The organism is Tumidithrix elongata BACA0141 (assembly GCF_036349135.1).
In the GTDB taxonomy this organism is placed as follows: Bacteria; Cyanobacteriota; Cyanobacteriia; order Pseudanabaenales; family Pseudanabaenaceae; genus Tumidithrix; species Tumidithrix elongata.
Genome location: NZ_JAZBJZ010000002.1, coordinates 1 through 25523, shown reverse-complemented (window position 1 = coordinate 25523; position 25523 = coordinate 1). Strand labels below are relative to the sequence as shown.

The following is a 25523-nucleotide window of genomic DNA, read 5'->3' as shown; positions in this document are numbered from 1 at the left end:
GAAACAATATTGAAACAATGTTGAGTCTCGAACAGAAATTAACCCTAGCAGTTGATGTGGGTGGCAGTGGTATCAAAGCGATCGTCTTAGATGAAAATGGCGTGCCTACAACCAGTCGGGTACGCCTAGAAACCCCCAAACCTGCGAAGCCTGAAGCCGTGATTGCCGTAATTGTGCAGCTAGCTACATTGCAAGGCGAATTCGATCGCGTGTCCGTAGGCTTCCCCGGTGTCGTACATGAGGGTGTCACAAAGGGTGCAATCAATCTCGATCCAGACTGGGACAATTTTGACTTAAAAACGGCTCTAACCGAAAAGCTCGGTAAACCCATACGCATTGCCAATGATGCCGACGTTCAAGGGTTAGGTGCGATTCGTGGCAAAGGAGTAGAACTGGTTGTGACCTTGGGGACGGGCTTTGGCTCGTCAATCTTTGTGGACGGTAAGTTATTACCCAATTTAGAAATGGGGCAGCATCCTTTTCGAGGCAGCGATACCTACGAGCAGCGATTGGGACAGGCAGCCCTAGATAAAGTCGGCGAAAAAACTTGGAATCGTCGATTAGCCAAAGCGATCGCTTCTCTCTACCATCTGTTCAACTACGACTATCTCTATATTGGTGGCGGTAATGCTAAAAAAATTACGATCAAGCTACCTGAGAATGTCAAGATTGTGTCGAATAAATTGGGTCTATTAGGTGGAATTGCCCTTTGGAAAGACTAGCAATTTTTGAAGTAATCGGTTATTGGTTATCGGTATCCTGACTGACAACTGAACAACTGAACAACTGACAACGGAAAAACTATAAATTTCAATCTAAGCTTTCACGTAATTTGGCCAGCCGTGCCTTAGTCTCGAGATCGATGCGATTTCCTAGCAGCTTTTTGGTGTCTTGGGCTTGGGCTTTTTGACGATGCTTCACCGATTTGAAGGTAATTTCTACTTCTTGCTGCAAAGCTAGCGCAGACATCCACTCAGCGCCAAAACCTACAGCGGTTAATTGTTGGGCGCGATCGGATGTCACCACAATAATGCGTTTTAGGTGACGCATCGGATCGCGATAAAACTGTCCGCAGACCTTCTCAATATAGGTATCAGCGGTCTGCTTGTGCTCGGTATAGTAAAGCTTTAGATGCTTGGTCAGTTTCTCTGTTTTTCCCGGCGTCTCAAGGTTATAAGCATCAAATACCAAAGTTGTTTTGTAACCATGATAAGCACTAAAGTTAATCATGGTCTCGATCAGTTCAGAGCGGGCTGACTCAAAGCCTATAGCATCGCGCATAGCTTGTAGTCGTTGCCAAACTCCGATAACGTTGTAGCCGTCAACCAACATGACTGGCGGGTAATGAGGAGGCATAGGAACAAGCTGGAAGTGGCTGCTCCTATTGTGACATCGATCGCGATGTCATGAGACAGCAACTCCTAGTACTTCAACAGCACTTGTTCGCCGAACTTAGGCAGACTCTGATTTTGGTAACACCGAGGGATGCGGAATAATCTCAGCCGTAGAGAGCTTTTCGACCATTTCGCGGGTGATCACACAACGGCTGACATCCTTACGAGAGGGCACCTCATACATGACGTCTAGCATTAACTGCTCGACGATGCCTCTCAAAGCTCTGGCTCCGGTTTTGCGTCGGTAGGCTTCCTTAGCGATCGCGACGATCGCATCGGCATGAAATTCTAGCTGGACATTATCCATGCGTAGCAACTTTTGATATTGCTTGACGAGCGCACTACGAGGTTCTGTGAGAATAGACGTTAACGCACCTTCATCGAGGGGATCGACAACAGCAGTTACAGGAATGCGCCCAATAAACTCTGGAATCATGCCAAACCTAACAATGTCTTCGGGCTGGACGTGTTTGAGAATATCTGCCGTGCGCTTTTCCTTAGGCAGGGTTTCCCCTTGCTGAATGAAGCCCATTGACTTTTTACCAATGCGCTGTTCTACTGCTTTGTCTAGACCAACAAAAGCCCCACCACAGATAAACAGAATATTTTTGGTGTCAATTTGAATGCAATCTTGATAGGGATGCTTGCGTCCTCCCTGCGGTGGCACATTGGCGATCGTGCCTTCTAGCATTTTTAGCAACGCTTGTTGTACGCCTTCACCCGAAACATCGCGGGTTATAGAAGTATTTTCACTTTTGCGCGCGATCTTATCGATTTCGTCAATGTAGATAATGCCCCGTTGAGCTTCCTCTACATCCAAGTCTGCTACTTGCAGCAAGCGCAAAAGAATATTCTCGACATCTTCGCCAACATAACCAGCTTCCGTAAGTGTGGTAGCATCAGCGACGGCAAAGGGGACATCTAGCATCTCAGCTAGGGTCTGTGCCAACAGCGTTTTTCCGCATCCAGTTGGCCCGATCAATAAAATGTTCGACTTTTGCAGTTCTACGCCGTCTTCATTACTAGGTTTGCCTGAAGATTGTAAAAAGCTGAGCCGCTTGTAATGGTTATAGACTGCCACCGATAAAACCTTTTTGGCTTCATCTTGACCAATGACATTCTCATCTAAGTAGCGCTTAATGTCGCGGGGCTTAGGAATTTGGCTGAGATTGAGGGGTGCTGTCGTTTTGGTTTTGCGCTTTTCGGGGGCTGATTCCTTACGTTGCGGGGCTTGGGGCGAGGTGCCATTAAATAGCTCCTCATCCAAAATCTCATTACAGAGGTCTACACACTCATCACAGATATACACACCAGGTCCTGCAATGAGCTTGCGTACCTGCTCCTGCGATTTACCACAGAACGAACATTTGAGATGGGAGTCATATTTACTGGGCATATTAGCTATCTCACTATGGCTATGCTAGGGATAGGGCTGGTTGGGGCACGGTCGGCTTACTTAAAACTTGGTCTATTAGACCATACTGTTGCGCTTCTAGGGGAGACATAAAGAAATCTCGCTCTGTATCTTGCTCAATCCGTTCTAAGGGCTGACCTGTATGTTCTGCCATCAGGGCATTTAGCGTGCGCTTGTGGTACAGAATTTCTTTAGCTTGAATCTCAATGTCCACTGCCTGTCCTCTCGCTCCGCCCAAGGGTTGGTGGATCATGATTCGAGCATTGGGTAGAGACATGCGCTTGCCCTTTGTACCAGCGGATAATAAAAATGCACCCATACTAGCAGCGATACCCATACAGATCGTACTGACGTCGGGTCTCACATGCTTGATGGTGTCATAGATTGCCATCCCTGCTGTTACCGAGCCGCCAGGGGAGTTGATATAGAGGTAAATATCACGCTCGGCATCTTCGGCTTCTAAAAACAGCAGTTGAGACATGATCACATTGGCAACGGAGTCATCCACTTGGCTACCAAGAAAAACGATGCGCTCGCGCAGTAGGCGTGAAAAGATATCAAAAGCCCTTTCGCCCCTGCCTGATTGTTCGATCACCATAGGAACGACTTCATTGGTGGTCAAACTTGCAAGCGAACCATGGGGGGATATTGAACCGATCGCGTTAGTCAGTTTCGACGGATTCATTTGTGAGACTAAATGTGGCGCTATGTATTGGGATTGGAACATAATTTCACGCTATCTATGCAGAAAAGCTGAGTTTTAACCTTTGAGTGTTGTGTTTGGGCTTGACTTTGGCGTAGCAATTTTGGAGCTATTATGACTCAAAATATCTAAACTTAAATCAAGCCATTCAACCGAACCCGATCTTGGTGTAATTTACAATCTAAACTTACTCATTTGTAGCATTTTTTGCAGCTTGCTTATCTGCCTTGGCTTTGCCTTTCCCTTTGGGAGTACTTGGCGTAGACACGGGCTCAACACTCTCAGTCGTTGCACTCTCGGAATCTACGGTTTCAGAAGCCACATCGATTACTGCATCGCCGCTAGTTGCCTCTGAACCTGCTTCAAGGCTGGTTTCGGCATCTGAACTTGGCTCTACTTCAGCAGGTTTTAGGGAACCTTCTGGGACAAGCTCAATCGTGGCTTTTTCAATCAACCACGCTAAAACTTTTTCTGTAACCAGTTCGTCTTCTACGACTTCTCTTAGTCTAACAGGATCGACATTGTTGTCTTGAACCGATTGCTTGATTTCCTCTGCGCGTGCGGCGATCGCATCTTCAGGAACGGTGACGCTCTCTAGTTTTGCGACTTCAGCCAAAGCAAGGGTACGTTTTAGGCGCACGATCGCTTCGGGTTCGTTGATCCGTCGCATCTCTTTCACCAATTCTGGCGTAAACAATTGCTTGGCATATTTTGGATCGATCTGCCTTTGGAGATACATTGCCTGTTGTTGCACCAAGAAATTAACTTCTTGCTTGATCAAGCTTGCGGGTAAGTCCACTTCCAGTTCAGCCACCAGGGCCTGCAAAATTGCATTTTCCTTGTTTGCCTTGGTTTTTTCTTCGGCTTCATCGACAATGCGCTTTTCTAAAAATTCGCGCAACTCAGCGATCGTTTCCTTTTCACTGATGGACTGGGCAAATTCATCATCTAATGCAGGCAGTTCTCTTGCCTTTAAATCTCTGAGGGTAACTACATATTTAATCTTTTTGCCTACATATTCTTCAGGGTAGTAGTCTTCAGGGAAAACGGACTCAATTTCAACGGTTTCGTCAAGCGCCACTCCGATCAGGTTTTGGACAACAACGGGAATGTAATCTTTTTCATTGACATCAACCTGAATACCATCTTCACTGGCATCTGCAATCTCTTCACCCGTTTCTAGGTCAATGACTTTGAGATCGATCGTGGCAACATCATCAAGTTGTGCGCCTCTATTTTCCACAGGCACGAGGGTTGACTTTCTAACTTGATAGTCATGCAGTGTCTTATCAACTTGGGTCAAATCGGCTTCAATTTTTTCTGCCTTAACTTCAAAGCCTTGATATTTGTTTAATTTGACATCTGGCTGGACATCAATGGCAGCTTTAAACTGTAAGTCTTGACCGGGCGCAAATTGCTTGATCAATTCCTCGATATTTGAAACGAGTTCAAAGCCCCCGATCGCTTTGAGATCTTTTTGCTCCGCTAAAGCTTTTTGTAATGTGTCTTCTATCAGCTCTTCCAAGACACTAGCGTTGATCTGTTCAATCCCAACTTGACGCAAAATTAGCTGCTTAGGGGCTTTACCTTTGCGAAACCCTGGCACCTGCATCGTTTGCGTAAGTTTCTTTACCATGCGATCGTAGATCGCTTGCGACTTGGCTCCCTCAACTTCGATATCAAAACCAACTTGGCTGGCGGGGAGTTTTTCTAAAGTAACCTTCATTAAATTTGCTCAGATCTTAACAACATGACTCAAGCCAGTGTATGTGGCAAGTCCCTAGATTATATATGACGCATACTCAAGTTTAGGTTCTATCTGGGGCGTGAAGCCAAGATTTCATGATAAATACGCCATGGATTCTATGATTGCTCAAGGTTAGGGCGATCTAGTAAGCATTTTAAGATCGGTAGCGATCGCGTCACAGATCTTAAAATTTTTAACAATCCAGTTAAGATTGATTGAGAAAAACAATAGATTTACGATTCGGGAGAAACGATTATGGCTCTTGCAGTTGGCGATAAAGCTCCAGCTTTTACAACAAAAGATACGAACGGTAATACCGTTTCACTGGCTGACTTTTCTGGAAAGTCTGTGGTGCTTTATTTCTATCCCAAAGACGATACCCCAGGCTGTACCAAAGAAGCTTGCAGCTTTCGCGATTCTTACGCTGAATACCAAGGCAAAGATATTGTTGTGTTAGGGGTAAGTGCAGATGATGAAACTTCCCATCAACAGTTCACGCAAAAATTTAATTTGCCATTCCCCTTACTTGCCGATATCGATGGCACAATCATCAAAGCCTATGACGTTCAACGGGCAGAATATAACCAGCCCGTCGCCAGTCGCGTTACCTATGTGATTGATGGGGCAGGTGTAATTAGCCAAGTTTATACTTCTGTGCAAACAGAAACCCATGCCAAAGATATTCTGACAGCACTGGGAATTTAGCGTTTTTGACCGTTACACTTTTTTCGGGATTTTTTGCTTGCATTTTTTATGCTTTGCAAAAAGTCTGTGCTAATATCTGATTCTTGTTTTGGTAGCAGATTGAGATCTCGATCGAAACAAGGCTGATTAAAGGGCAAAGTCAAAAAATAGACAAAATAAATAGCGAGGTTGCGATCTGGAAATCTTAACCTCGCTTTAGATGGGCTTAACGAAACATCTATGTTGCTAGTACTTAGCCTGTCATCAAAATAATTTTCAAGCATCGGCTAAATAGCCTAATTTTCAGGCACTCAAATACTTAACACAAGCCCTTCAGAAGCTTTATTTCTAGACCCTGTCAGAGTTTTTTAGGACATTGTTTTTTTGATTTCGGCAATCTTAGATTCAGCGCTATGTTGGGCTTATGTTGGGGCTGACGAAACAAACCTAAGGCTAGATCGGTCAGAGCAACTACGATCGCATCAAACATCAAAATTGGCTGGTTGCTAATCATTGTAGGCTCTGATCTGTGGTTTGATATTTGCTTAGAGCGGTCTTGGTTGAATTGGCCAAAATTGTACAGCATTCCAATTTGCAAGATGTCGATAGTGCGATCGACCTAAACCTAAAATGCAGCATCTTTGAAAGGATTAAATCTTATGTCTAAGCTGAGGAATTGTACTGGAGCCTTACTTTTATTGGCATTAGGCGCACAGCAAAGTATTTTGGCTACCGATGTTTTAGCTGCCAATACCACAGGAATGAATCCACCTGTCGATCGCTTACGCCAACAGTTCCAGCCACCTGAGTCCACGCTACAAATTGCTCAGGCAAACAATGCGATTTATGTATCCCCTAATGCCGATTCCTCTGGCGATGGTTCGCAAGCTGCCCCTTTCCGTACAATCACGGCTGCATTAAATAGCTCTCTCCAACCAGGTACAGTGATTCAGCTTGCCAGTGGCACTTACAGCGTAGCTTCGGGAGAAGTGTTTCCGCTAAAAATCCCTACGGGTGTAATCTTACGCGGCGATCCGAGTAATAAAGGTGCAGGAATTGTAATTCGAGGTGGCGGTAGGTTTGTCAGCCCTACATTTGCCAGCCAGAATGTAGCGATCGCTGTAGGAAGTAACGCACAGGTTGAAGGCATTACCGTAAGCAACAGCAACCCGCGTGGTTATGGGTTGTGGGTAGAGTCTAGTAAAAATGTCACGATCGCGAATAACACCTTTACCAGCAATACCCATGATGGCGTGTTTCTCACAGGAAGTGCGAATGCGGCGATCGCCAATAATCTGTTTACCCGCAATACAGGCAGTGGAATCTCGGCAGTGGGTGTTAGTACTGGCGAAATCACGGGCAATACCTTTGACAATACTGGGTTTGGGCTATCGATCGGGCAGCGATCGCAGGTGGTTCTGATTGACAACCGCATCATTAACAATGTCGATGGCATCGTGATTTCCAATGATGCCCAACCCACACTGCGAGGCAACTTAATTGCCAATAACAATCGCAATGGTTTGGTGGTATTAAGAGGCTCGAATGGGCAAACTGGGCCAGATTTGGGCATTACCTCTAACCCCGGCAAAAATGTTTTTCGGGATAACCGCGAAAAAGACATTAATAACGCCTCAGATATTGCTTTGATCGCAGCAGGAAACCAAATTAACTCCAGCCGTGTCAACGGGGCGTTAAATCTTTACGCTTCAACTTCACCCGTAATTCTGCCAGAAAGAATTGTAGAGCCGCCCCGTGTCCCATCGGTTCCCCCTCGGACACCGATCGCACCACTGGTGGCGCGATCGCAGGATCCTGTAGTCATCCCAACTGAGCCACCTCAAACTACCCAGTCACCGATTGTGCCTGTGGAACCTTCGACGACACCACCGACAGGCAATCCTGTGCGATCGACAACGGTTCCTCCCGTAGCAACCTCTACAGCCCCTACAACCATTTTGATCGAGCGAGACTTGCCGCCCGTGCGATCGACAACAGGTTCTACGAATGTTTATACACCTACACCTGTAGCCCCAAGAGTGGCAATGGATCCTCGTACAGGCAAGCCAATTCAGTTTAGGGTAGTTGTTCCACTGACTTCACCTTTGCTTGCCGAACGGGTTCGCGCGATCGTGCCTGATGCTTTTTTAAACCCAAGCCGATCGCAGATTCAAGTGGGGGCTTATAGCGATCGTAAAGATGCTGATGCGCAAGTGCAAAAGTTGTCTCAGTCTGGGGTCAAGGCGATCGTTGAGCCATTCAATCGCTAAATCTGTCCTATAACTAAATCAGCAAAAAATACAGCATTCAGACAGCAAAGGCATCGTAATACTTGAGACTTCATTTCTTGATAAATCCTCAAAGAAAAAGTCAGGGATCTAAATATCTCTACATCTTCAGTTTTTTAATACCTAGGTGCTTAGTGAATCATCATGAAAATTACAACTATCTCCCGCCATGTTACTCGTAACCCTGAAATTCTCTCAGGCGAGCCAATTATCGATGGAACGAGAACACCAGTCAGAGCCATTGTCGAAAACTGGCGCTTAGGAGTTAGACCAGAAGAAATTCCATTACATTTACCACATCTCAATCTCGCACAAATCTTTGATGCCCTTAGCTTCTACCTAGACAATCAAGCAGAAATCAATGAATACATAGAACACAACCACATTCCTGATGAGTTAGTTCATCCAATCATCAAAGCTAGATTAAATCAAAAATGACTATTTTCGCCCAAATTTACATTGATGAAGATGTGGATGTTCTAGTTGCTACCTTACTCATCGCTAGAGGATTAGACGCAACTACAGCAAGACAGCAGAAAACTTTAGGCGAACTCGATCCCCAACAACTAGCTTTCGCAGCATCAATAGGGCGTTGTATGCTGACCCACAATCGACTGGATTTTGAGAAACTACATACGAGTTATGTCTTGAATAACCAGACACACGCAGGAATCATAATCGCTAAACGAAGAAATCCCTATGAAATCGCCGAAAGAGTTGCTATGCTCCTTGATACTTTGACCGCCGATGAAATTGCGAATCAATTGCTTTACATTTGACGTGATCCCTACATCATAAGCAAAAACCTGATTACTGGCACAAACGAAAGTAATTCTAAAAACTTCGGACAGAGGCATTAAAACCGACAGGCTGTTTCTAGCCATGCCATTTGCTCGGCATCCAACATGGGCGAGAGTTTTGCAATTACTGCCTCATGATAGCGATTCAGCCATTCCTGTTGTTTGGTATTGAGGCGATCGCGATCGATCAAGCGCTTGTCAAATGGAATATAGGTAAGCGATTCAAACTCGAACCATGGTGGAGTCTCAACCTTCTTTTTGGCATCTGTTTGCGCATCTGTTTGAGAATTCTCTGATGAACCTTCTACTGAATTCTCCGATTTAGGGATTTCTCTAACCACATACAAGTTCTCAATTCTGATACCACCCCAACCAGATTGATAAAAGCCAGGTTCGATGCTCGTTACCATCCCTGCTTCTAACTCGGTTTGGACGCGCTTGCTAATCCCGTTAGGGCCTTCATGTACATTTAGAAAGACACCAACCCCATGCCCAGTGCCATGCCCAAAATCAAGCCCCTTTGACCAGAGAGACGAACGGGCAATCCCATCGATTTGACTACCTGTCGTGCCCTTGGGAAAGCGCTGCATGGCACAATTGATATGCGATCGCAAGACTTCGGTATAGCGTTCAATTTGCTCTGCGGTCGGTTCGCCAATCGCGATCGTGCGAGTATCGTCCGTCGTGCCAGCCAGAAACTGCGAGCCTGAATCTAGTAAGAAGAGATCGCCTGATTTAAGTTGGTGGGCATGGCTAGGGGTGCTGTAATGGACGATTGAGCTATTTGCCCCAGTCGCGGCGATCGTTGGAAAGCTCAACTCTTGAAAGCCTGTGGTTTGGTGATAAAAGCCCTCGATCGCTCCTACCACATCTAACTCACTCATGGCGTTACCTGCGGCAAATTGCTCGGAGATCCACTTGAGAGTAAGGGTCTTGGCTCGGCTCGCTTTGAGATTTGCCTGCTGCATCTGCTCAATTTCAACCGCATTTTTCAGCGCCTTCAACACCTCAATCGGGTTTTTCGCTTCGACAATTTTGGCTTTATGTTCCTTAAGCTTGAGGTATGTACCCAACGTAGTTTGGGCAGTCGCCACCAACACCCGATTCGATGAGGCAGTGGCAACAAGACGCTCTAGGGTAGGGAGATATTGCTCGTAGTCTAGGATGGTTACCTGTTCGGTCAGCGATCGCTTTACCGCTTCATCAATGCGTGCTTGGTTTGTAAATAGGTAGGTTTCCGATGTGGTCACAATTGCATAGGCAATGAATACGGGATTGCAGTCCACATCCTGCCCGCGTAGATTGAACAGCCAAGCGATCTGATCGAGTTTGGTCACAGGTAAGATGGCTGTCCTGCTCTTTTGCATGGACTCCCGCACCCGTTCTAATTTTTTGCTGACGGTTTCGCCTGTGAGGGTATCAGACAGTGAAAATACAAGCGAGTTACCATAGTCAGGCACAGGATCGATCTCACGCCAAGGACTTTGAGCGCGAAGTTGGTCAATGAGGTTGATCTTGGTGGGAACCAGATCCACTCCTGCTGCATCTAGGTGATGTTTCATTTGCCGAAATTGATCCACCGTGAGGGTGAAAGGGTCAAAACCCAAACGAAAGCTAGTTTGTTGCTTTAAAGCCCGATCGCCGAATTCCTCTAAAATTTCTAAGGTGGTTTTATGTCCCTCTAAGCCAAGTTTAGAAATCTTGATGAAATTTGGATCGACCTGTAGCTCTGCCTGTTCGTGATAGCGAGAGTCTACAAACAACCATGCCGCATCTTGACTGACCAAAAAGTCACCCGCAGAACCTGTAAAACCGCTAGCCCATTGCCGCCGTTGTTTTGCCTCTGGCAAATATTCATTTAAATGCTCATCGGCTGAAGGAATAAAGTAGCCATCTAATTCACGCTCGCGAAGTAGCGATCGTAGATCTGTTAGCCTTATGTATGGGGAATGTTGGTTAGATGTAGGTGAGGAATTTGGAGGCAAGAGGTCTGAAAGTAGCATGGTTCAAGTTGTAGTTGTTTTTTCTTGTGACTAAAAATGATTACGCAGATGTCGCTCCATTAGTAGGATTTAGCGATATTATTCAAGACTATGTTTGAAGATTTATTTTGGTTTGTTGCGAGCTGTTTGTGCAGAGAGCTTTCACAATCCGATAAGGATAAAATTAAATCCAACAAATCTTTCGTTAACATTTAGTTTGCCCCTCTGCCACAATCAATAACATAATTAACAACTAGATTAACAACGTTTCGATTTAGTTGGTTGGTTCAATCAAATACACTTAAATTACCCGAACGATCGCCTAGTGCCATGAGAATGCTTCTTGTAGAAGATGATGTAACCCTTGCTGAGACATTAGCAGAAAGCCTTGAGGACTATAACTACCAAGTTGATATTGCTGAAGATGGCGAAGTTGCTTGGGAAAAAGTTCAGTCTACGGATTATGACATCATGTTGCTTGATGTGATGCTACCCAAGCTTGATGGCGTGAGGCTATGCCGCCGTCTGCGTTCTCATAATTTCGACCTTCCGATCTTGATGATTACTGCACTTAGTTCCAGTGCTGAGCAAATTACTGGACTAGACGCAGGTGCTGATGATTATGTGGTCAAGCCCATCCAGATTTTAGAGCTTTTGGCTAGAATTCGGGCATTATTAAGGCGATCGCAGCCCCCATCTACGACACCATCTTTAAAGTGGGGCGATTTGCTGCTTGATATAGACGCCTATGAGGTCACTTATAAAGATCAACCCGTACATCTGACCGTAAAAGAGCAGGGCATTTTGGAATTGTTGTTGCGCCATGGGCGGCAGGTGGTCAGACGTAGCCTCTTGGTTGAAAAGGTTTGGTCACCTCACAAACCTCCTAAAGAAGAGACGATCAATGCCACGATCAAGAGTTTGCGCTCTAAGTTAAAGGATGCGTCTGCACCTGCTGACTTTATCGAAACAATTCACGGTGTAGGGTATCGCCTAAAACAGCATTCTTAGTTCTTGGTGACATGGGGAGCAGTCTGTTTGCCAAACTTTGCAATTACAAATTGAATTCCCTGCTGAATCGTAAGCAGCACTAACCCTAGTGCAATTACAGCAAAGATCATGGTTGCACCTGAACCGATGCCTAAAAGCATGGTTCGTACAAGCGCTGCAACTCGCGTTGCCAATGTCTCAGTGCTGTGTGGACTATTGGCTAACTTTTGCGCCACCGTTAGGGTGAAAAAATACAATCCTATGGATAAAACCCCAGAGATTGCTGCACCCGTGAGATTCTTTAAAGGGCTGGGAGGTTGCTCGGTTGGGATAATGTTGATTTTGTTGGTCATAGTTGCCAAGTTGGGTTGTGTTTAATCTTTTATTCTAATCCTGTTTGAATCCTGTCATGCACCTGTAAAAATACCCAGAATATGCAACGCCAGGATCACCGAGAGACCTATCGATCGCTAAAAAGGCAAGCGTTCGCCAATCTGGGTTAAGTCCACAGCATAGCCACCTGTCACAAGATACACAACATCCGCGATCACACCAATTTTGCGACTCAGACTACCGAGGCGATCGCGAAACCTCCGCCCCAGTTCGTAGGCAGGAACGACGCCCCATCCCACTTCTTCCGATACGAGCGTGATATCTGCCTCACAGGCTTTGATTGCAGCAATTAACTCCTGTTCGGTTTTTTGCCAAGTTGTTTGGTCTTGCTCTAAAACATTGGCGAGCCATGTGCCCAAGGCATCAACGAGGACATAGCTACTTGCCTCCGCTGACTCTAAAGCTGCTGCCAGTGCAATGGGAACTTCCCAAGTTTGCCAGTCATAGGGACGACGATCGCGGTGATCGTCAAGCCGATTTTGCCATTCTGGGTCATCGACCTTACTGCTGGCAGTAGCAATATAGATAATTGATTTTTGCGATCGCTGTGCTAACAACTCCGCCCATTCACTCTTGCCCGATCGGGTTGCACCTGTAACCAGTGTGATCATTGGTAGTTTTGCGTTACTGGGTCAGATCATACGCATATCTTGAAATATTTTTTAAATTGTTACGATCTCCACAAATTTCATACCCCAAATGTTATAGTCCGATAACTTAAGAGCATTATCTGGGTTCCAAACCAATAAAGCAGACAGATTTGGAATACTTACGTTTGCGATCGCAAGAATTTTTCTTAAGTTCGCGTAAGTCCTTGCTCAGACTTGTATTTTGAGCACCTCAACAGGATTTTTCCGAATAAGGAGTTATGGAAAGCTGGTTTCTTAATATAAATTTAAAAATGATTTTGTAGCATAAGCTACGGATCGTGTTATATTTAATTCTGTGATAAATACATTACTTTGACACAGGGGAAAGTTCATCATGAGCAAAAACGAAAGAAAGATTGAAGCCAATGCTAACCACAAAGCAAGCATCGCTGCATCTTTGCAACGCCGTATGGAAGTAGCTAGAGCCAATAACGATACTCAGTTAATTGGTTTACTAGAACAAGAAATGAAGCAAGTCGGCCTAAATTAAGCTGAGAGTTTAGATTGTAAGATTTAGATCTCCAGCTAAATCCTCTAAGTAAGACTCGCAGGCTCGGTTGTTAATCTAGTTGATTACCCAAAAGCTGATAAATAATGTTTCTCAAAAAATAAGCTCAGGATACCCAGTATTCTGAGCTTAATTTTTTGCAATTCATTTTTTCAGTTCATGTTTTGCACTTGCTCGTCCATTCGCGATCGTAGTTAGTCAGGCTTGATGTGCTAGCTTTGCCCCATCTGCAATCTATAGAAAATACGATCGCGATCGCCTACTTTAACCTGCTAGATTCTACTGACATCGGCTGTAGTCGCTTAGTCTGAGATCTCGTTAGAATCAGATTTTTACACTTGTTTTTGCACCTGTTTTTGCACTTGTGCCAGTTGACGGCGACGGCGGCGTAGAAATAAGAAGATTGCTAAGGGAACGAGCCAATACGGACAATATACAAGCAACCAGATTAAGAGCTTCAATAAGCCAACGCTCATAACCGTCAGTGAGTGGGTGGCACTATTCCAAGTGTTTTGTAATTGCGTACCTAGGTCAGATTGAGGTGGAATGGAAGCGATCGCGGCTGAGAGACTAACTTGTACCGTTGAATAAGCAACTTGATTTTTTAAATTTGTCAAATGAGCGTCAATTTGCTCAATAGATTCCCGCACGCGGCTGAGTTCTTGCGTAACTTTTAGTACGTCTGCCACTGAGCCAGTTTGCTTCAAAATTTCCTGTAACTGCGTTTCAGTTTGACGCAAATTTTTGAGGCGGGCTTGCAAATCCACTAATTGATTCGATACATCCTCTGCTTTCAGCGATCGCCCTTTTACAATTCCTAACTGAGACAGTGCGTCAATGACTATATCGAGTCTCTCTTGAGGAATTCTGAGCTTAAAGGAAACTGACTGAGCAATACCAGATTCACCAGAACGAAAGTCATGTAGCTCTAGGATGCCTCCCTGTTGTTGTTTGACAATTTCTGTGACTGCTTTTGTACTTTCTTCAATCGATTTAACTTGCAAAGAAATTTCAGCGGATTTGATCAGTTGCGGACGGGGGATTGCATCCTTTGCAGTCAATTCTGGATTTGCGTTGGGGTTGGTAAGGATGAAGAGCAACTTGTGAGAGCGATCGCGGCGAGAATACCCAAAGCTTTCAAAGATCGATTGAAAAATTTTTGACCTTTCAAATCTGGTTTCTCCGTTTTTATCGCCGACAACCGACTCGCCGCCTAGATTTTAACCTTTGTCGCTAATCTTAGTTTTGCCGATCGCGATCGCGGGTTTTGGCGAATTTCCTCATCTGTCGCAATCAGGGGTTTTTTTGTAATAATTTGTAACCGTTCGTCTTGCCGAAACGTATGCTTAACGATCCGATCTTCGAGGCTATGAAAGCTAATCACAGCGATTTTGCCATGGGGCTTTAACCAGTTCACCGATTGCTGCAACCAAGTCTCAAGCACCTTAAGTTCTTGATTCACCTCAATTCGCAAGGCTTGAAATACGCGGGTAGCAGGGTGAATTCTGCCATGGCGATAACTACCTGGCACGCAACGGGCGATCACATCGGCAAGTTGCGTCGTAGTTTGAAACGGGCGTTGCTCCACAATATTGCGGGCAATTCGCCTAGATAACCGCTCTTCGCCTAGGGTAAAGAAAATATCGGCGAGGGTTTTCTCGGCATAGGTATTGACAATATCGGCAGCGGTTAACTCTTGGCGTCGATCCATGCGCATATCCAAGTCGCCCGATTCTCGAAAGCTAAACCCCCGCTCTGGGCGATCGAGCTGTGCCGAACTCACGCCCAAGTCCGCAATCATGCCGTCAAATTGCCCCAATTCTGAGGGCTGATAGGTACTGAAATTTCCATGCCAAAATTCTACTTGGTTTCCAAAGGGTGCGAGTCTGGTTTGGGCGGCTTGTAAAGCGATCGCATCTTGATCGATCGCAACCAAACGTACATCTTGAGCCGCTAAAAGAATTCTTTCGCTATGCCCCCCGCCCCCTACGGTACAGTCGAGGTAGTACCCACGATCTGAAATTTGCAGCGCGTCAATCAGGGTATCTGCCAAAACGGGGACATGATGAAAACTAGGATCTGTCAATATTTTTTGGGTTGTCAGTTGTGATTAGATGCATTGAGGAGATTCATTAAGGGCAAGGGATAAAATTATGCGTAAATTTTTGATTGACAGATTTTACCTGTAGGGGCCAATCCCCCTGTGGTTGCCCGAATACCTGTGGGTAGGCACAGAGGCGCTACCCCTACAAATATCCAAATATCAACAGAAAATTTACAGGTGGAATAAAATTACCCATTACCCATTACGAAACAAACTACTATTTTGCGCCTTGCAACTTTAATAAAAAGTAGCCCAAGCTAATTCCCACCAAAGTTAGAACGATTGGTAGGATAGCGGCGTTAAACATTTCACCCATTTGTATTTAATCTCCAGTTTTGATTACGTTGCGTACTCAAATCATAATCAATAGAGGGGTGATTGTTTTCAGTATTCTTGAGATTAAAGCTGCGGATATTGAATGCAACTTATGTCAAGCATAAGAAAATCCATCGCGATAAAACGCACTTGTGTAACACTCCTCTGGTGTTACATTTGCCACATGAGGATATACTAAAAACTGTTAAGCAATATCAAGTATCAATAGATACAAGTACGAACAGCCGTAAGGCATTAGCTTTAGAAAACATCTTTATATAACAGCAGTGTTAGGTAACTTTAGGCAAGAGTTAAGAGGCGATCGCAAATCATGGTGATGATCGAAACAAAAGCCGAACGCATGGTAATCAATATGGGGCCTCATCACCCATCCATGCACGGTGTATTAAGGCTGATCGTGACGCTAGACGGTGAAAATGTGGTCGATTGCGAACCCGTCTTGGGCTATCTGCATCGGTCGATGGAAAAAATTGCCGAAAATCGCACAATTATTCAATATTTACCCTATGTAACGCGGTGGGACTATCTCGCCACCATGTTTACGGAGGCGATTACAGTTAATGCCCCCGAACAACTTGCCAACGTCCCCGTACCGAGACGGGCTAGTTACATCCGCATGATCATGCTGGAGTTGAGTCGGATTGCGTCTCACCTGCTCTGGCTGGGTACCTTTGTGGCAGACATTGGCGCTCAAACCCCCTTCTTTTACGTGTTTCGCGAACGGGAAATGATTTACGACCTGTTCGAGGCAGCAACAGGAATGCGGATGATGCACAATTATTTCCGCGTTGGCGGTGTTGCCGCTGACCTTCCCTATGGCTGGGCAGAAAAATGCGAAGACTTCTGCAAATACCTCGTGCCAAAAATCGACGAATACGAAAAACTAATTACCAATAACCCGATTTTTCGCCGCAGGGTAGAAGGGCTAGGCACCATTGGTCGCGATGAAGCGATTAATTGGGGGCTCTCAGGCCCAATGCTGCGTGGCTCAGGTGTCAAGTGGGATCTGCGCAAGATCGATCGCTACGAGCTTTACCACGAGCTAGATTGGGAAGTGCAATGGGATACAGGTGGTGATTGCCTTGCCCGCTATTACGTGCGCGTGCGCGAAATGCGAGAATCAGCCAAGATGGTCTTGCAATGCCTGAAGCAGATCCCAGGTGGCTCCTATGAAAATCTAGAAGCCCAAAGGGTACTGGCTGGACCTAAGAGTGAATGGAACTCTATGGACTATCAGTTCATCAGTAAAAAGCCTTCGCCTACATTTAAGCTTCCTGCTGCCGAACATTACGTGCGGGTAGAGGCTCCCAAGGGTGAGCTGGGCGTTTATGTGATTGGGGAAGATAGTGTATTTCCTTGGCGCTGGAAAATTCGTCCACCAGGATTTATCAACTTGCAAATTTTGCCTCAGTTGGTTAGAGGAATGAAAATTGCGGACATTATGGCAATTTTGGGCAGTGTCGATATCATTATGGGTGAGGTAGATCGCTAGTGAGTACGGGAATTGACCTACAGCAATCTTTTGTGGATGTTTTAGTTGGCTTGGGGTTGACTCCAGGGGTAGCTAAAGCAGTTTGGATGCCAATACCAATGATTGTCATGGTATTAGGCGTAACCGTTGGGGCATTGGTCTGCACCTGGTTAGAACGGAAAATCTCAGCCGCCGCGCAACAGAGAATTGGACCTGAGTTTGCAGGGCCTTTCGGCATCCTGATTCCGATCGCTGACGTGGCAAAGCTTGTAATCAAGCAAGGGACTCGACCCGCCAAGGCAGACCCGATTTTGTTTACGCTGGGGCCTGCGATCGTGTTTATCTCGATCTTTCTCTGTTTCTTAGTTGTGCCTTTCGGTCAAAATATTCTGATTTCAAACCTCGCAACGGGGATCTTCTTTATTATTGCGATTTCTAGCCTTGCACCGATCGGATTGCTGATGGCGGGCTACTCTTCCAATAATAAATACTCCCTTTTGGGAGGCTTACGCGCCGCCGCTCAGTCAATTAGTTACGAAATTCCTCTGGCATTGGCAGCACTTGCCGTTGCCATGATGTCTAACGGACTCAGCACCATTGATATTGTCAACCAGCAAGCGGATTACGGCATTATCACTTGGAATATCTGGCGGCAACCAATCGGCTTTGTGATTTTTATGATTGCTGCCTTGGCAGAATGCGAACGCCTTCCCTTTGACTTACCTGAAGCCGAAGAAGAACTCGTCGCAGGCTATCAAACCGAATATACAGGCATGCGATTTGCCCTGTTTTATGGTGGTTCCTATGCCAACCTCTTACTGGCAGGACTACTGGTCACGGTTTTATACTTTGGTGGCTGGGAATTGCCCTTCCCCATTGACAAGGTGGGAGAATTTCTCGGCATTAGCAACGATACGGCATGGTGGCAGATCGTCACAGCTACTTTAGGCATATCAGTTACCCTGATCAAGACTTACTTCTTTGTCTTCTTTGCGATTCTATTGCGTTGGACAGTTCCACGCGTGCGGATCGACCAACTCCTCGATCTCGGCTGGAAATTTTTACTCCCCGTCGGTTTGGTTAACCTTTTGCTAACCGCCGCCCTCAAACTGGCTTTACCTGCCGCCTTTGGTGGTTAATCGCTCAATCCATCAAAACGAGATTAGATGGACTATTTTTTGCTTGTAGATTTCTAACCGATTAGAACCTAAAGTCAAACCTAAATAAATCACTATGCTGAAGTTCCTCAATCAAGTGGGCGATTACGCTAAGGAAGTCGTCCAGTCAGCCAAGTATATCGGTCAAGGCATGTCTGTTACCTTCGATCATATGCGTCGCCGACCCATCACCGTACAGTATCCCTACGAGAAGCTGATCCCAGCCGAGCGTTTTCGCGGACGCATTCACTTTGAGTTTGACAAATGTATTTCCTGTGAAGTCTGCGTGCGGGTTTGCCCAATCAACCTACCTGTGGTTGACTGGGAATTCAACACAGCGATGAAAAAGAAAGAGCTAAAGAGCTACAGTATCGACTTTGGGGTTTGTATTTTTTGCGGAAATTGTGTGGAATACTGCCCCACCAATGCCCTCTCCATGACAGAGGAATATGACCTCGCCACCTACGATCGCCACGAACTTAACTTTGACAGTGTAGCCCTAGGCAGAATGCCGACAAAAGTTACTGAAGATCCTATGGTGACGCCGATCCGAGAATTGGCTTACTTACCTAAAGGCGTGATGGAAGGACATGAAGTCCCTCATACTGCCCGTAGAGCTGGTAAGCGCCCCGAAGAAATTCTGGATGAAGAGTCCATTCCGTCTGAGTAAATAGAGAGGAGAAGTTTTATGAATCTTGCTGAAGGTGTACAAACAGTCTCTCTCGTCGTGCTATCGGCAATGCTGACAGCATCTGCAGTGGGCGTTGTACTGTTACCCAATATTGTTTATGCCGCCTTTTTACTGGGTGGATGTTTCATTAGCGTTGCAGGTCTCTATATTCTGCTGAATGCTGATTTTGTCGCGGCTGCCCAAGTGCTGATCTATGTCGGTGCGGTCAACGTCTTGATTTTGTTTGCAATCATGCTGGTTAACAAAAAGCAAGACTATGCCGAAGTTAAATTGGGCTTTTTACGCAGTGCGATCACAGCCGTAGTCTGTTTGGCTTTATTTGCATTACTGACTGTAACTGTAACTTCAACCAACTGGGCAGTTACCGCAGAGATTGCCGCACTTCCTTCTACGATTGTGCTTTTGGCTCAACATTTCTTTAGCGATTATCTTTTACCCTTTGAGTTGGCATCGGTACTCTTGCTCGTTGCCCTGATTGGTGCGATCGTGCTTGCTCGTCGCGAACTCGTTCCAGATCCAATTACATCGGGCGAATCTATTACCGATGATTCTTTAGAATTACTAGAAAGACCCAAAGAACAATTGGCTGCCTCTAGTTCTGACAAATAGGCTAAAAGCTGAGAGCTAATAGCTCTTAGCTTTTAGTTCTTAAGCTCCTGAACTGACAACTGATAACTGACAACTGACAACTGACAACTGACAACTGACAACTGACAACTGACAACAAACAACCATGTCTTTAGAACCGTTTTTGATCGTAGCCGCCGCCTTATTTTGTATTGGCATCTATGGGCTAATTACTAGCCGCAATGCGGTGCGCGTGCTGATGTCTATCGAACTGATGCTAAATGCCGTAAACATCAATCTACTAGCCTTCTCAAACTTCCTTGACTCTGCCAATATTCGCGGTCAAGTGTTTGCTGTGTTTGTAATTACAGTCGCCGCTGCTGAAGCTGCTGTGGGTCTAGCGATCGTGCTGTCGATCTATCGCAGTCGCGACACAGTTGATATGGAACAATTCAACCTCTTGCGCTGGTAGTATCTATCCTTTTCACCGAAGAATTAAAGAACCGTGCGATCGCTTTTCTCACATCTAAAAACCAATCGCGATCGCAAAAATCTTCAATTCTATCCCTTCGTCACTACAATCGCCTCTATACTGTCCAATCCTCTATACGCAGGTTTGAAATTTGTCCAAAGTCGGAAATGTTGCGCGTCAAGATGATTGCATTGTTTACAATCGCGATCGCTGCGATTTTTAAATCCATTGCGCCAAGACGAGGATACGACTTTCTAAGCCTTTGAAATTCATGTGCTGCCTTTATATCGAACTCTACAATTGGAATAGCACAGTAATTTTCAATTTGTCTTTTAGGTTGCTTATAAATTTCAACTTGTGATTCAAGGGTACGCACTTTTGCTATGTGACTTAACCACCCCCTTGTCTGTTCTTCATAGCTGATAATGGTCACTACAACTTCTTCAGGATGAATATTTGCTAATCGATTCAGAAGATTTTGTGCGTTGATTCCGCCACGATCTAATATGCTGATATGGTCTGTATCGAGAATGTACATTTATGACTTGACTGAAAATTTACGTAATGACTTACGATATTTTCTTCCTAGCTGCATAGCTTTGTCATAGTCTGAACAATTAGCGAATGTCCCTACAGTTTTTTCCCACCAAGGCTTTGCAGTGGTAGTAGTTTCTACTTTATCCTTAATGCGCAGAATTTCAGCTTCTAAAACTGCTACTCTTTCTTCTAGTGATGCTGACATTAGAGTTAAGATTTCCTTATTTCATATACACAATAATAACAATTGATTCAACTTTTCAACAAGGATTAGCGATAAATGAGGCGATGCCTGCCAGTTTGAGAGGATGTTTGCAATCGTCGCTTACCCTCAAATAAATGGGAAGTTACCCATCACTTAACGCACTTAACGATAAAAGTAGCAATCTTTTTTGCCATCTAATTCAATTCACTGCGATATCTGTCCATTCCACGACTGATGTGGTTAGGGGGCTGGAGGTAGACTGATGTTGCCATTATTGTAGTTGTTCCACAAGTCAAATCCCATTTTAAACCTTTGTTTAGATGTCTCCATATAGGCTTTGACTTCAGACTGCAACAACTTCTTCATCGCGGGTTGCTTGGACAAATTTAACAGTTCTTTTAATTCATCTTCCGAAAAATCGGCTTCCAGTCTTGCTGCGTAGGCATCTTTGAAATGTTTCCACCCAATTTCTCTCACAAACATTTTTCTAAACCTTTCATGGATTTTAATCTCTTCCCCCGAACCGATTAATGAACCCAAAACATGATCGAAATGCATATCATACCGTTTTGCGATTCCCGCCTCTACTAACACTTCGCTCGCTAACTTATGCTTGGAGGCTTCTTTGGCAGATATTGATATTTTAGAGTGAGCTTCATCTAAAGGGCGTTGTTGAGAATTCGCTGCATATACTGCGACGAAGGTACAGCAGAATGCCAGTAACAATGCTAGAAACTTTGAAAATTGTAACTTCACTTTGAGCATTTGAATTTAATTACCTCAGCTTCAATGGACAAGTTCAATAATTCAACCTCAATAATGGCTGAATTCTCTTGCTATCTTAGTTTTTTGCTTCTGTTAAAACAAGTCAAGCCTATCAATTTTTATGCAACGCGATCGCGCTTACCTATAACTCATCCACATTCTGTTTTTAAAGCGATCGCAGTAGTCGTGGGTGTCCTTTCGCAACGTTTAATTTTGTACGATCTGCGTACCCTTAGAACAAGTTGGAATCCCTTCCTGTAGAAATGGATCGGGTAGTTTCGTAACTCCTGGAAGATCGGCGGCATAGAAAATCGAGGCTGTGGGTAAGATGCCCTTTACCACTTCTGGATGATTTTTAGAAACAGGCACAACGAAGACCGCTCCAACTTGCCTTCGCAGCGAAGGCTTTTTGGGAATGCCATAACTAAACGCTACATTTTCTGTGGCATGGATGGAATATTTATAATCATCCGTTTCAGATTGAATGCTAGATCCTAATTGGTGATTGAAAATCGAATTAGAGAAAGTTCGGTAGTTCTTGTAAAAGTTATTTTGTGCTTGGTTTAAAATCAATACCAGTGGGTCGTGGAGGTGGCGAACATTTTCCTATAATGACATTGTTTGTTGCCAGGAATGATGGTAAAGCCATGGCAATCAGCACACCCATAATGGATAGAGAAACTGTCCATCCTAGTATCCTATTTCTTCTTTTACATTTGCGAAGTGCTTTAATCTCTAGTTCTGAAAGGGAATCTAGAGGCGGGTTAGGAAGTTCCATCTTTTGAGATCCTTCATCCTTAATTTGCGTTTGCTCGTCTCTCATAACGATTTTCCTCCAACCATAAAAAACTAGGGGTTTGATAATGTCTAGTTGCCCGAACGCTTTGATATCGACGATCGCTAAAGCTATATTTTCGCACAGATATTTGTGGGGAATACGATCGCGATCGCAATCTGGCAGTGATACCTAGAATGCCTCAACACCATTTATTAGGATCGCGAACTAAATTACCTGCAATTCTAATGATTTAGAGTCATTATTTAGAATGCCCATTATTTCTAAAGAACAGCACCTTAATAAATGCACGATCCTTATTGACTTGTATTTTCAAGAAATTGCCTTTGGCAGATTCCATTGTTGCCAGACACTGACGACTCGAAGCAAAAAACAAACAGTTATACCCAATGCCATCATTAGATTGCGAGGCATTCCTCGATTGACACCAAAGATCGTGATGGCCGCTCCTACTAAGGCTGCAACTGCATAAATGTCAACTCGGAGTATGGATGGAATACGGGATAGCAAAATGTCACGCATAGTACCTCCGCCTACCCCTGTGATCGTTCCCATTAAAACTGACATTAGTGGGTCTATGCCATAATCAAGAGCTTTTGATGCACCTGCAATGGCAAACAACCCTAACCCAGCCGCATCAAGCACGACAATGACCAAAGAAGGAATCTGTACAACGAACTGGTGCAAAAAAAAGACGACGACCCCGCCTAAAATAGCTGTGACTAAATATCGCCGATCTCGAATTGATGCTGGAGGAACTGAGCCAATTAACAGGTCGCGAATAATTCCGCCTCCAGATGCTGTCACAAAAGACACCACCATCACGCCAAAAAAATCCAACTGTACTCCAATTGCTACCGTTGCCCCCTCAAGGGCAAAGACAAACGTACCGACTAAATCCACTGCTAACAGAAACTTATTGTTCTCTGGCATTTAACCTCTTCAAGCGATATGTGTAGGGATAATTTGTTGCTCAAAGACTTTTCAAGGATTTTCTTTGTAAGCCCGAATCATTGCCTGCGTACCCTGTTCGCTTCCTCCATCTAGTTCGCTTACCTGTTGGAATAATTGGTTGGCGAGTTCTACACCGGGTAAATCTTTGCCCTGAGTGGCACGAACTTCTTTCACCAGTCTGAGATCTTTGAGCATATTCTTAATCGTAAATCCTGGCTCAAAGTCGGACTGAGAAACCTTGGAACCTAGATTGGTTAATGCCCAAGATGCCGCCGCTCCACTGCCGCATACTTCTATGACTAGATTGGGATCGATTTCCATTTGCTCGGCTAGTTGCATTGCCTCACAGAGAGCCACCATATAGATCGAAGCCAAGGTTTGATTGCAGAGTTTTACCCCCTGTCCGCTACCTACTGCACCGCATAGGCGAATGGTTTTGCCCATCGCTGCGAATAAAGGCTGACATTCTGCAAAATCCTGCGGATCGCCACCTACCATGAATGTGAGCGTGGCATTCTTTGCCCCTACATCCCCGCCAGAGACGGGCGCATCGAGGAATCGTAAGGAGCGATCGCTTAATGCCCGCCCAATTTGCTTGGCAGCATCTGACCCAATGGTGCTGCTATCGACAATCAAAGCCCTAGGTTTTGCACATTCGGCAACACCCTCATGTCCTAAAATCACCTCTTTGACATCCAGCACATCACCCAGGCATAGCCAAATAACATCGGCATCCTGCACGGCTACCTGAAGCGATGGCGCAATAATTCCGCCTGCATCTAGAAAGGTGGCAATGCTGGGACGATTTTTCGTGCGATTCCAACCCTTGACGGCAAAGCCACGCTTTACCAAGTTGGCCGCCATGGCACTTCCCATCACACCTAGCCCTAAAAAGGCAATTTGCTGATTCATGATATCTCTTGCATGTTGATAAGCAGCCTGAGCCAGAAGTTTTTTAGCTAAATCCGATCGCACTAAGTCTAACTTTAGTCAATCACTTTTGTCAGGTAAAGGGGGACGGTCACGATTTTTGTAAATTGCTCTAAGGCTTATTGTTAAGGACAGGAAAGTTGAGGGATAGCAGGGCTGAGGGGGTTAGAAGCTGCCACCAAATGCAGAACGCCTTGACTGTCTCGCATAAGTGTATTCGCCTCAACGATGCGTTTGGGAACTTCTTGTTTGACTTCTTGCTTCTCTTCAACGCCTGCGATGGAGTTTGTGCTACTGGGTACGAGGTCGGCTAGTTCCACTAAGGGGTGAATGCTAGAAAGCTCGTCAGTGGGACTCTTGGGTAAGCCACCTTTACCAGATATGGTAAAGCGATTGTCGCGATTGGCTAATTTGCCACCAATGGCACAGCTTTGGCTGACTTGTTTGGAGGGGTCTGCAAGGTTAACGGGGAGGTTAGTCAGTCCGCGACTGGGGTCGAGTCCGGGGGTGTTAATGTTGACTGTGCCGTTTAAACCAAATTGTGAATAGGTGGTGATGTCGCTAAAGGAAGTCAGGTTAGGACGGAAATCCAGCCCGTAGATGCCGTTAGTAGTGATGCTGATGATGCCGCCATTAGCTCCAGTATTGAAGGCACTAGCAAAGATATCGCTGTTTTCGCCTTTGACACCAAGGATGAAACCTGCGTTGATGGTGATGTTACCGCCGCCACCGCCAATTCCTGTGATACCTTGCGTGCCGACGGTGGTACTGATTTTACTGCCAAAACGCATGAGTAAAATATCTGCGATGTTTAAGGTGATGTTCCCAGCCTGTGTAATGGCAGCATCGGCTTTAATAAAGGAACTGTTGAAAAGGTTGAGGCGATCGGCAATGATGTTGATGTTGCCAAGCCCAGTACCAAAGCCAGCATTACTAGTACAGCAGGGCGGAAATAGGGCTACCCTATAGAAGGTGAGCTAAATGA

32 protein-coding genes are annotated in these 25523 nt (G+C 45.1%); 13 read left to right on the top strand and 19 right to left on the bottom strand.

Features of this window, described 5'->3' with window-relative positions:
- Positions 1-17: 17 nt before the first annotated feature.
- Positions 18-722: an ROK family protein gene (locus V2H45_RS00730; RefSeq protein ID WP_330481683.1), complete on the top strand. Its 705-nt coding sequence runs from the start codon at positions 18-20 to the stop codon at positions 720-722.
- An 88-nt stretch (positions 723-810) separates the two neighbouring features.
- On the opposite strand, the gene V2H45_RS00725 is transcribed toward V2H45_RS00730, so the two are convergent.
- The 4 genes from V2H45_RS00725 to tig all read right to left on the bottom strand — a co-directional run bounded on the left by V2H45_RS00725 (position 811) and on the right by tig (position 5237).
- Positions 811-1356: an NYN domain-containing protein gene (locus V2H45_RS00725; protein WP_330481682.1), complete on the bottom strand. Its 546-nt coding sequence runs from the start codon at positions 1354-1356 to the stop codon at positions 811-813.
- A gap of 96 nt (positions 1357-1452) precedes the next feature.
- On the bottom strand, positions 1453-2790 hold the full coding sequence (gene clpX / locus V2H45_RS00720; protein WP_330481681.1) for an ATP-dependent protease ATP-binding subunit ClpX: 1338 nt from the start codon (positions 2788-2790) through the stop codon (positions 1453-1455).
- A 19-nt stretch (positions 2791-2809) separates the two neighbouring features.
- Entirely contained in the window at positions 2810-3493 is a 684-nt protein-coding gene (clpP, locus tag V2H45_RS00715) for an ATP-dependent Clp endopeptidase proteolytic subunit ClpP (RefSeq protein ID WP_330481680.1), read from the bottom strand.
- A 205-nt stretch (positions 3494-3698) separates the two neighbouring features.
- Positions 3699-5237 carry a trigger factor gene (gene tig / locus V2H45_RS00710; protein WP_330481679.1) on the bottom strand — a complete coding sequence of 513 codons (1539 nt, stop codon included), beginning with the start codon at positions 5235-5237 and terminating at the stop codon, positions 3699-3701.
- 276 nt (positions 5238-5513) lie between these two features.
- Here tig and V2H45_RS00705 point away from each other — a divergent pair, with 276 nt between their 5' ends.
- Positions 5514-5963, top strand: coding sequence for a peroxiredoxin (locus V2H45_RS00705; protein ID WP_330481678.1), 450 nt, complete (start codon positions 5514-5516; stop codon positions 5961-5963).
- A 337-nt stretch (positions 5964-6300) separates the two neighbouring features.
- Here V2H45_RS00705 and V2H45_RS00700 read toward each other — a convergent pair whose 3' ends face one another.
- Positions 6301-6456, bottom strand: a complete 156-nt coding sequence (locus V2H45_RS00700) for a hypothetical protein (protein ID WP_330481677.1) — start codon at positions 6454-6456, stop codon at positions 6301-6303.
- A 145-nt stretch (positions 6457-6601) separates the two neighbouring features.
- Between V2H45_RS00700 and V2H45_RS00695 the strand changes: the two genes are divergently transcribed.
- The 3 genes from V2H45_RS00695 to V2H45_RS00685 all read left to right on the top strand — a co-directional run bounded on the left by V2H45_RS00695 (position 6602) and on the right by V2H45_RS00685 (position 9009).
- Positions 6602-8212 carry a DUF1565 domain-containing protein gene (locus V2H45_RS00695; RefSeq protein WP_330481676.1) on the top strand — a complete coding sequence of 537 codons (1611 nt, stop codon included), beginning with the start codon at positions 6602-6604 and terminating at the stop codon, positions 8210-8212.
- Between the two features lie 162 nt (positions 8213-8374).
- Positions 8375-8668 carry a DUF433 domain-containing protein gene (locus tag V2H45_RS00690; protein WP_330481675.1) on the top strand — a complete coding sequence of 98 codons (294 nt, stop codon included), beginning with the start codon at positions 8375-8377 and terminating at the stop codon, positions 8666-8668.
- Positions 8665-9009, top strand: coding sequence for a DUF5615 family PIN-like protein (locus V2H45_RS00685; RefSeq protein ID WP_330481674.1), 345 nt, complete (start codon positions 8665-8667; stop codon positions 9007-9009). The genes V2H45_RS00690 and V2H45_RS00685 overlap by 4 nt, the downstream gene beginning before the upstream one ends.
- Before the next feature lie 77 nt (positions 9010-9086).
- Here V2H45_RS00685 and V2H45_RS00680 read toward each other — a convergent pair whose 3' ends face one another.
- Positions 9087-11033, bottom strand: coding sequence for a M24 family metallopeptidase (locus V2H45_RS00680; RefSeq protein ID WP_330481673.1), 1947 nt, complete (start codon positions 11031-11033; stop codon positions 9087-9089).
- A gap of 309 nt (positions 11034-11342) precedes the next feature.
- Between V2H45_RS00680 and V2H45_RS00675 the strand changes: the two genes are divergently transcribed.
- Positions 11343-12023, top strand: coding sequence for a response regulator transcription factor (locus V2H45_RS00675; protein ID WP_330481672.1), 681 nt, complete (start codon positions 11343-11345; stop codon positions 12021-12023).
- Here the strand turns inward: V2H45_RS00675 and V2H45_RS00670 are convergent.
- Positions 12020-12355, bottom strand: a complete 336-nt coding sequence (locus V2H45_RS00670; RefSeq protein ID WP_330481671.1) for a DUF3082 domain-containing protein — start codon at positions 12353-12355, stop codon at positions 12020-12022. The two genes, V2H45_RS00675 and V2H45_RS00670, sit on opposite strands and share 4 nt — an antisense overlap.
- A gap of 117 nt (positions 12356-12472) precedes the next feature.
- Positions 12473-13006: a bifunctional adenosylcobinamide kinase/adenosylcobinamide-phosphate guanylyltransferase gene (cobU, locus tag V2H45_RS00665; protein ID WP_330481670.1), complete on the bottom strand. Its 534-nt coding sequence runs from the start codon at positions 13004-13006 to the stop codon at positions 12473-12475.
- A gap of 373 nt (positions 13007-13379) precedes the next feature.
- Here cobU and V2H45_RS00660 point away from each other — a divergent pair, with 373 nt between their 5' ends.
- Complete coding sequence (locus V2H45_RS00660) at positions 13380-13535, top strand: hypothetical protein (RefSeq protein ID WP_330481669.1); 156 nt, start codon at positions 13380-13382, stop codon at positions 13533-13535.
- Between the two features lie 350 nt (positions 13536-13885).
- Here V2H45_RS00660 and V2H45_RS00655 read toward each other — a convergent pair whose 3' ends face one another.
- The 3 genes from V2H45_RS00655 to petM all read right to left on the bottom strand — a co-directional run bounded on the left by V2H45_RS00655 (position 13886) and on the right by petM (position 15964).
- Positions 13886-14614: a DUF4349 domain-containing protein gene (locus V2H45_RS00655; RefSeq protein WP_330481668.1), complete on the bottom strand. Its 729-nt coding sequence runs from the start codon at positions 14612-14614 to the stop codon at positions 13886-13888.
- Between the two features lie 152 nt (positions 14615-14766).
- Positions 14767-15639: a 16S rRNA (cytosine(1402)-N(4))-methyltransferase RsmH gene (rsmH, locus tag V2H45_RS00650; RefSeq protein ID WP_330481667.1), complete on the bottom strand. Its 873-nt coding sequence runs from the start codon at positions 15637-15639 to the stop codon at positions 14767-14769.
- A 235-nt stretch (positions 15640-15874) separates the two neighbouring features.
- Positions 15875-15964 (bottom strand): cytochrome b6-f complex subunit PetM, encoded by a 90-nt coding sequence (gene petM, locus V2H45_RS00645; protein ID WP_330481783.1) that lies wholly within the window; start codon positions 15962-15964, stop codon positions 15875-15877.
- 339 nt (positions 15965-16303) lie between these two features.
- On the opposite strand from petM, the gene V2H45_RS00640 reads away from it, so the two are divergent.
- From V2H45_RS00640 to nuoK, 5 genes are all read left to right on the top strand, one after another.
- Positions 16304-17485: an NAD(P)H-quinone oxidoreductase subunit H gene (locus V2H45_RS00640; protein WP_330481666.1), complete on the top strand. Its 1182-nt coding sequence runs from the start codon at positions 16304-16306 to the stop codon at positions 17483-17485.
- Positions 17485-18603 (top strand): NADH-quinone oxidoreductase subunit NuoH, encoded by a 1119-nt coding sequence (gene nuoH, locus V2H45_RS00635; RefSeq protein WP_330481665.1) that lies wholly within the window; start codon positions 17485-17487, stop codon positions 18601-18603. The genes V2H45_RS00640 and nuoH overlap by 1 nt, the downstream gene beginning before the upstream one ends.
- Positions 18604-18700: 97 nt before the next feature.
- Positions 18701-19291 (top strand): NAD(P)H-quinone oxidoreductase subunit I, encoded by a 591-nt coding sequence (gene ndhI, locus V2H45_RS00630; protein WP_330481782.1) that lies wholly within the window; start codon positions 18701-18703, stop codon positions 19289-19291.
- Positions 19292-19309: 18 nt separating this feature from the next.
- Positions 19310-19921, top strand: a complete 612-nt coding sequence (locus V2H45_RS00625) for an NADH-quinone oxidoreductase subunit J (RefSeq protein ID WP_330481664.1) — start codon at positions 19310-19312, stop codon at positions 19919-19921.
- A 124-nt stretch (positions 19922-20045) separates the two neighbouring features.
- On the top strand, positions 20046-20351 hold the full coding sequence (nuoK, locus tag V2H45_RS00620; protein WP_330481663.1) for an NADH-quinone oxidoreductase subunit NuoK: 306 nt from the start codon (positions 20046-20048) through the stop codon (positions 20349-20351).
- 115 nt (positions 20352-20466) lie between these two features.
- Here the strand turns inward: nuoK and V2H45_RS00615 are convergent, their stop codons facing one another.
- From V2H45_RS00615 to V2H45_RS00580, 8 genes are all read right to left on the bottom strand, one after another.
- Positions 20467-20889 carry a type II toxin-antitoxin system VapC family toxin gene (locus tag V2H45_RS00615; protein ID WP_330481662.1) on the bottom strand — a complete coding sequence of 141 codons (423 nt, stop codon included), beginning with the start codon at positions 20887-20889 and terminating at the stop codon, positions 20467-20469.
- Positions 20890-21093, bottom strand: coding sequence for a hypothetical protein (locus V2H45_RS00610; RefSeq protein WP_330481661.1), 204 nt, complete (start codon positions 21091-21093; stop codon positions 20890-20892).
- A 240-nt stretch (positions 21094-21333) separates the two neighbouring features.
- A complete protein-coding gene (locus V2H45_RS00605; RefSeq protein ID WP_330481660.1) occupies positions 21334-21858 on the bottom strand; it encodes a DUF2059 domain-containing protein in 525 nt (174 codons plus the stop codon).
- 207 nt (positions 21859-22065) lie between these two features.
- The gene (locus tag V2H45_RS00600) at positions 22066-22431 is read right to left on the bottom strand and encodes a type IV pilin-like G/H family protein (protein ID WP_330481659.1); all 366 of its coding nucleotides are present in this window, start codon (positions 22429-22431) and stop codon (positions 22066-22068) included.
- Positions 22406-22681, bottom strand: a complete 276-nt coding sequence (locus tag V2H45_RS00595; RefSeq protein WP_330481658.1) for a pilus assembly FimT family protein — start codon at positions 22679-22681, stop codon at positions 22406-22408. The genes V2H45_RS00600 and V2H45_RS00595 overlap by 26 nt, the downstream gene beginning before the upstream one ends.
- Before the next feature lie 285 nt (positions 22682-22966).
- A complete protein-coding gene (locus V2H45_RS00590; RefSeq protein ID WP_330481657.1) occupies positions 22967-23587 on the bottom strand; it encodes a trimeric intracellular cation channel family protein in 621 nt (206 codons plus the stop codon).
- Positions 23588-23638: 51 nt separating this feature from the next.
- Positions 23639-24520: an NAD(P)-dependent oxidoreductase gene (locus tag V2H45_RS00585; RefSeq protein WP_330481656.1), complete on the bottom strand. Its 882-nt coding sequence runs from the start codon at positions 24518-24520 to the stop codon at positions 23639-23641.
- 143 nt (positions 24521-24663) lie between these two features.
- Complete coding sequence (locus V2H45_RS00580; protein WP_330481655.1) at positions 24664-25329, bottom strand: S-layer family protein; 666 nt, start codon at positions 25327-25329, stop codon at positions 24664-24666.
- Between V2H45_RS00580 and V2H45_RS00575 the strand changes: the two genes are divergently transcribed.
- Positions 25328-25507 (top strand): hypothetical protein, encoded by a 180-nt coding sequence (locus V2H45_RS00575; protein WP_330481654.1) that lies wholly within the window; start codon positions 25328-25330, stop codon positions 25505-25507. The genes V2H45_RS00580 and V2H45_RS00575 overlap by 2 nt on opposite strands.
- The last annotated feature ends 16 nt before the right edge of the window (positions 25508-25523 follow it).